Below are 6,423 nucleotides of genomic sequence, written 5' to 3'. Positions count from 1 at the left end.
TTAGGCTCTTGCGGATAAAAAATGTCCCACCAAATTTATCTAGCTTCGACCTCACTCAGCTAACGTTGGCTGAGCGAAGTCGAAGCCACAGGTACTTTAATTAATATTGCGGTTTTCAAATGAGTGCATACCCATTTGAAAACAAACAACAATCCTAGTAAGGATTTTGAGCTTTCATTTTGCCGTAGGCAAAATGAAAACTGCAATAGCAATTCCCTTAACTAGGTCGTTTATAGCGGACTAGCCAAGTGAAAAAGAGAATAGGTAGGGAAAAAGCGACTAGACTTTCAGCCCAGAAGAAACATAGGAAATCCGACAATGCTCCTAAGGGAGGAACTCCAGGCTGGAGATTTCGCACCGCTGGCAAAGCAAATAACATACCAGCAATGAGGGTAAACATACCAAACTCAATGGGACGGGGTTGCCAAAGCACGACGATAGACATGGTGAATATCACTAAGCCAATCAACCACATGGCAAGCATCAAAAAGATAGAAAAGGATTTAGTGATGATCGATCGCGATACTTTTATCCGCAGCCCCTTGACTTCGTCGGTAGACTCAAACTCATTCTTCGGAATATAGTCTGCATCAACGTTATAGCCTGATACGGCTCCATAGAAATGTACTACTATGGGAATTTCTTCCTTATCATCTTTAGGATTGGTAAAAAAGACGTAGAGGTCAGAGACATGGAAATCAAAGGGATAATCGCTAACCCTACCATTAACTATAGAGATTGTCCCCGTTACGGAGTCGAGAATGTGATTTTTTTCAAGAGTAACTTCAGATTTACCGCTTTCGATGCCCGTAAAAAGTTTTAGATCTTTGGCGAGGTAGAATTCTTTCGTTGAATAAGTTCCTTCTGGTTTAGGCGCAAATCGAAGAGTCAGTTCGCCTTTAATGGGGTCGATCGCCAATAGATTAATATCAATATCAAGACGATTCGGTATTTTATCATCGCCAAAGCTCAGATCGGCCGATCGCTGAGTGCGATCGTTTTGGTAGAAATAGAGAGCGCTAGAGAATGCACCAATAAAGAGGGCTAAGAATAGCAAGATAAGAATGATGCGTTTCCCAAGAAGCTTACGAGCAGTACCTTCCATAAAGTTTAACTCAGTAATTATGAATTAGGGGATTGATGATTTACTAACAAATCACTACTCAGACTACCCCACTTTGCGCTCGGTCACTAGGGTGAGGCTAGTCCATTCTCCCTTGCGATCGTAGGTGCGGATTATCCGTTGATGTAGATCTGGCTCGATGAGCCATGACAGGGATAATTGAAATGGCTGACGGTTAACGATCGCGATCGGACAGGTTATCGATGCGCCATCGGGTAAAAATAAGGTCTGGCTCGTCATTTGATCCGTCATTTGATGCGTAATTTGATCGGTCGATAGGGAATCGGGCAAATTATCTCCCTCAAAGTTGAGGATGTGGGGATAATGAGCATCTTGCCTGCCAGTTGAGGTAATCGTTTGCAATCCCCTGTTTGTCTGCATTTGCAGGGACATGATCGCGCGATCGCCATCATATTGCCATTCCGTCGTAGTGGATATACTCTCAGGCTCGAACCAATCAGCAGCAATTACCATCGCAGAACCTTCCCATTTACCGATTAAGTCATTTATTGTTAAAGGAGGACGCTCGGGGCTATTGCTATGGGGTAAATGCTCACGAATGAGCGTAAAGTAGTTCAGGTGACTGGCTTTATCGTAGAGAGCTACTAACCGCAAACGGCGATCGCCATAAATCAAGCCTAGCTCTGCGCCAAATTCACTATAGGGGGCAAATTGCAACGAGCCCTGCGAAAAAGCCCCGTTCTCAAAAAAGCTGGTACTGCGGTTGAGAGTGCGGTATTCCAAAACTAAGTCCTGTGGCTGTCCCCCATAAAAGCGTCGCACTACCTGACGCATGGTTTGGTGGTCGGCTTGCAGTTCCAGACTGGTTTCGCTAGGAATGTCTTCTAAGATTTCGCCACTTGGGGATATACGCGTAAAGGAACCTTGCCAACAGCCAAGATTTTGGAGCAAACATTCCCATTGCGATCGCATAATTTTTTATTCCCAAACCAATTTTTGTCTAGTGTATCAGGACTAGAAAGAGAGTGGCGGCGCTTCGCACCGCCACTCTCTTTCTAGCGGCAGCTATATCTTCAGGCAAGTCCTTACTTTTGCGATTGTTTTAAGGGGATTTCAATGGTGAACTCAGTCCCAATCCCTACTTCAGACCGAAAAGAAAGCTTACCGCCATGATTTTCAGTAACGATCTGGTAAGCGATCGATAGTCCCAAACCCGTACCTTTTCCAACGGGCTTAGTCGTAAAAAATAGGTCAAACAAACGGTTACGAATATCTTCAGGGATACCACTACCATTATCGGCAATTTTAACGACTAAGCGATCGCCCTGAGGTTGATCGTTAAGAATTTCCGTCCTAATCAGGATTGTGGATACTTTGCCATCTTTTCTCGTCCATTGTGGTTTATCGTCCACCATTTGCCACAGACCATTATGCTCGGCATCCGACTCAAGGGCATCGATCGCATTGGTCAGCAAATTCATAAACACTTGGTTTAGCTGTCCTGCATAGCATTCGACTTCAGGAAGATCGCCATAGTCTCTGTTAATGAGAATCTCAGGACGACTAGGGGTAGATTTAATGCGACTTTGTAAAATCATCAAAGTACTATCAATTCCCTCATGGATATCCACATACTTAGCCCCTGCTTCATCGCTGCGAGAGAACTTATTGAGGGACAGGACGATTTTATGAATCCGTTCAGCACCAAGGCGAATGGAACCAATTAATTTTGTAAAGTCTTTGGCAAGAAAATCTATATCGATCTCCTGCAACTTCGCTTGAACTGGTTCGACTGGCGTTGGATAAGTTACGCGATATGCCTCTACAAGACTCAAGAGATCGGCCGTATAGGTATCGGCATAGGAGAGATTGCCATAAATAAAGTTCACGGGATTGTTAATTTCATGGGCAATCCCCGCCACCAATTGCCCAAGTCCAGACATTTTTTCGGCTTGAATCAATTGCGATTGAGTACTTTTTAGCTCTTGTAACGCATATTCTAGTTTTTCAGCTTGCAGGCGATACTTTTCTTCAGAGGCGCGGACGAGAGCTTCAGCAGCAAGACGTTCGGTAATATCGCGCAAACTCCACACTCGCCCCGCACGACCATCTAAAACATGTTGGGGTTGCGAATAACATTCTAGAGTGCGACCATCATCGAGTTCTACGACCTCGAAGCTATTTTGGTCGCCGCTTAACTCCTTACCAAAGTTATGTAGATACTTAGATGAGGTAATCCTTTGGGTCACATATTCAAGGATTTGGGTATCGTTATGAGATGTAAAAATGCGATCGGGAATGCGCCATAGTTCGACAAATTTTTGATTGCAAATAGTAATACTGCGGCATTCATCTAACACCAAAATACCATCGGCAGTTGCCTCAAGGGTTGCGCCGAGGGCTGCAAAACTTTTGTTGATTTCGGCTTCTGCAACTTGGCGATCGCTAATATTTGTACAGACATAGGTCGTACCGATCACCTGACCCGATGGATTTTTGACAGGATTGACCCGAAGCGCCATGGGCACATCTTGGCGATGACGATCGCGCATATGTAGTTCGCTCGACCAATTACCACCACGCATGACTGCCTTGTGAATTATTTGAGAAGTTTCTATATCAGCAAATAAGCAGGCAAAGTTTTGCTCTTCCTGCAATGCTGATAGATCATAGGCAAATAGATCGCTAAAAGCCAGATTAATGTAGATCGGCTTCCCCGTCTCATCAGTAATACAGATCGCATCATTAGCACTCTCAATCGCCGTACCAATCTTGGTAAAAGCATCTTCTAGATATCGACGTTCCTCAATTTCCTCTGATAGCTGTTGTTTTAAGGACGAGCTCAGGGGATCGGTTAATTCCTGACTGGCAATAATTATGCCCCCTGCGGAGCCGTCATCTCCATACCATGTCTGCACATTCCACTGAAAAGTATGAGCTGACTCACCACGAGTCATAATCTCAATTTCCCCTGCATAATGCATCTGACCACCGCTTAAGCAGCGCTCCAAACCATTTTTATGGGCGATCGCCCTCGGTAAGGAATCATAAAGATTGGTACCAATTAGTTTGAGGCGTGGGATACCAAGCATTTTGACCCAAGGCTGGCTCACCAGTATATAGTTCATATCGCAATCGAACATTGCGATCGGCACGGGACAGAATTCCACAAACCATCGCAGATACTTTTCTGCGTGGTTAGCACGGGTTAAAATTGTTCCCCACTGGGCTTTTGGGTTGGCTTTTGCCATCCTAACCTTACTTACTTGCGAATTGGACTAAATATTCATTTAAAGATTCTAGCTGCTTCCGAATTTCTAGAGTGTGTTATCTGAACCACAATTTAGATTTTTGTGTTCAACACTCTTTTCGCCAGTGAATAATTAGGGGGAAGCAAAGCCACTCCCTAGTTATTCACTTTATTCTACCTAATTCTTTTAGGTAAGTATTTAGGGAGAGCGAACCGCCTGCTAAGCGGGCGGTTCGCTCTGTGGTTTGGTTTTTCCAAGCAGAAAATGGCGTAGTCATTTTCTGCTTTGGTATAGGGATGGACGACGCTTCGCGCCGCCAATCCTTACCGTATAAATCCTTTCCTTTTTAAAACGACCATTCTTTAAGAGTGGGAAAGGAGTATGAATATGTATGGACATGTATGGACATGTATGGACATGTTAAAATCTAGCTGAGTCACAAATTTAAAGAAGTCATGAGGACAGTCCCTTCGGTGCAGCAATATCCGATCTTCGGCTCTGAAATTAAATGTCCCCATTGTCGGCAAATTATTCCTGCTTTAATTTTGACTGACACCTATCTTTGTCCTAGGCATGGAGCCTTTGAGGTCGATCGCAATTGCAAAGATCTCGTCCATTTGCAGTCCGATCGCCAATGGAGACTATGGAACGATGAATGGTATCGACAACATATTCATCCCGATGGGATTCGTTTTGAAATCCATGAATGTATTGATCGACTTTACACGCAAGGCTATCGTGCCCTTAAGGTGACCATCGCCCAACGCTATACAAATCTGGTAATTCCTTACCTCGAAACTACTGCGATCGGTTCTAATATTCAAAAACTCTATGGATTAAACGTAGAATTTAGCCCTCCCGAAGAGCAGGAAGCCCGTTGGGGAATCATCAATTTCGAGATCGAAAAAGAGTTGGGCACGCCCAAAGGCTATCCCTATTTCCGTTCGTTTTAATGAATCGCTACTATAGCTACAGTCACTCAAACCCCAAGCATTGACTGGCGGCGCAAGCGCCGCCAGTCAATGCTTGTTTATTTTGCTGTGGTCTTGCGCCAAGTCTGCCAGCCCTCCCAGCGTCCGCCCCACCCTGCCCTTAGTTTTTGGTTCGCAATGTTGCCGTCTTTCGGCAAAAACCTCAACCATTGCAATAAGCCAAAGGCCTCAGATGTGCCGATCGCGATCGCCCAGATTGCAAAAACAAATCGATGCAGGGGTGATAGATATTCCAATAGGGCAACTGTCTCATTATGGACGGCATTGACTGAGGCTTGAGAGTTAAAGGCATGGCGTTGATCCTCATCAAAGCGTTGAGCGGGAAAGTGATCGACCGCGATTTGCGGATCGTAAATTAATTTCCAACCTTGTTTTTTCATCGCTAATGAAAAAGCCAGCTCAAAATGTACCTGTGCACCCGATCCCCGCATTCTGTGATCGAAATGTAAGCCAGCGATCGCCTGACGACGAAAACTCATGTTTACCCCCTTGAGAACATCAACTTCACGCCCTTCACCGCTCCCAATGTGATGGTTGCCAATCACCCGACCAAACCATTGCAACTTACCGACTACCGCCTTCGCTCCATCCTCCAGCTTTGTGCCGTAATATACCCAATCTCGACCGCCAACCCCGCCAATCTTTTCGTCAGCTAGATAGTAAGCTTCTATCCTCTGCAACCAATCTGGATGGGGAGCCGCATCATCATCAGTAAAGGCAACAATATCTCCCCCTGCCGCATCAAGCCCAATATTCATCGCGGCGATTACGCCCGTCACGGTTACTGTCGCCGTATGCAAAGGTAATGCCTCGCGATCGTAGCTTTCCAGAAATTGCCAAGTTTCGCGATCGGTATCGCGGACAATCACCCATACCTCATCCACAGGACGATTTTGTAACTTCAAAGCTGTTAAGCATCGTGCTAGGTCTTGAGGACGCAGATAGGTTGGCACAACTACAGTTATCTTCATAGAAATATTTTCCAGAAATTAGTTATGAAATTAGGGATTTTAAGTTAATCGCAATCTTAAATGAGACAGTGTGAAGAATTAGACGTTGCGGCGCTTCGCGCCGCAACGTCTAATTCTTCACTGGG

5 protein-coding genes are annotated in these 6,423 nt (G+C 45.0%); 1 reads left to right on the top strand and 4 read right to left on the bottom strand.

Annotated elements, in window-relative coordinates:
• Nucleotides 1–217: 217 nt before the first annotated feature.
• From AC805_RS04125 to AC805_RS04115, 3 genes are all read right to left on the bottom strand, one after another.
• Entirely contained in the window at nt 218–1,105 is an 888-nt protein-coding gene (locus tag AC805_RS04125; protein ID WP_055074238.1) for a DUF4436 family protein, read from the bottom strand.
• Nucleotides 1,106–1,168: 63 nt separating this feature from the next.
• Nucleotides 1,169–2,056, bottom strand: coding sequence for a DUF3598 family protein (locus tag AC805_RS04120; protein WP_055074237.1), 888 nt, complete (start codon nt 2,054–2,056; stop codon nt 1,169–1,171).
• 113 nt (nt 2,057–2,169) lie between these two features.
• Entirely contained in the window at nt 2,170–4,335 is a 2,166-nt protein-coding gene (locus AC805_RS04115; protein ID WP_055074236.1) for an ATP-binding protein, read from the bottom strand.
• A gap of 455 nt (nt 4,336–4,790) precedes the next feature.
• Between AC805_RS04115 and AC805_RS04110 the strand changes: the two genes are divergently transcribed.
• Nucleotides 4,791–5,288 (top strand): TIGR02652 family protein, encoded by a 498-nt coding sequence (locus tag AC805_RS04110; protein WP_009629284.1) that lies wholly within the window; start codon nt 4,791–4,793, stop codon nt 5,286–5,288.
• A 77-nt stretch (nt 5,289–5,365) separates the two neighbouring features.
• Here the strand turns inward: AC805_RS04110 and AC805_RS04105 are convergent, their stop codons facing one another.
• Nucleotides 5,366–6,298, bottom strand: a complete 933-nt coding sequence (locus AC805_RS04105; RefSeq protein ID WP_055074235.1) for a glycosyltransferase family 2 protein — start codon at nt 6,296–6,298, stop codon at nt 5,366–5,368.
• Nucleotides 6,299–6,423: the final 125 nt, after the last annotated feature.

The organism is Pseudanabaena sp. 'Roaring Creek' (assembly GCF_001402795.1).
GTDB lineage: Bacteria > Cyanobacteriota > Cyanobacteriia > Pseudanabaenales > Pseudanabaenaceae > Pseudanabaena.
The sequence above is the reverse complement of the archived record's forward strand: the minus strand, read 5'-3'. Positions and strand labels throughout refer to the sequence as shown.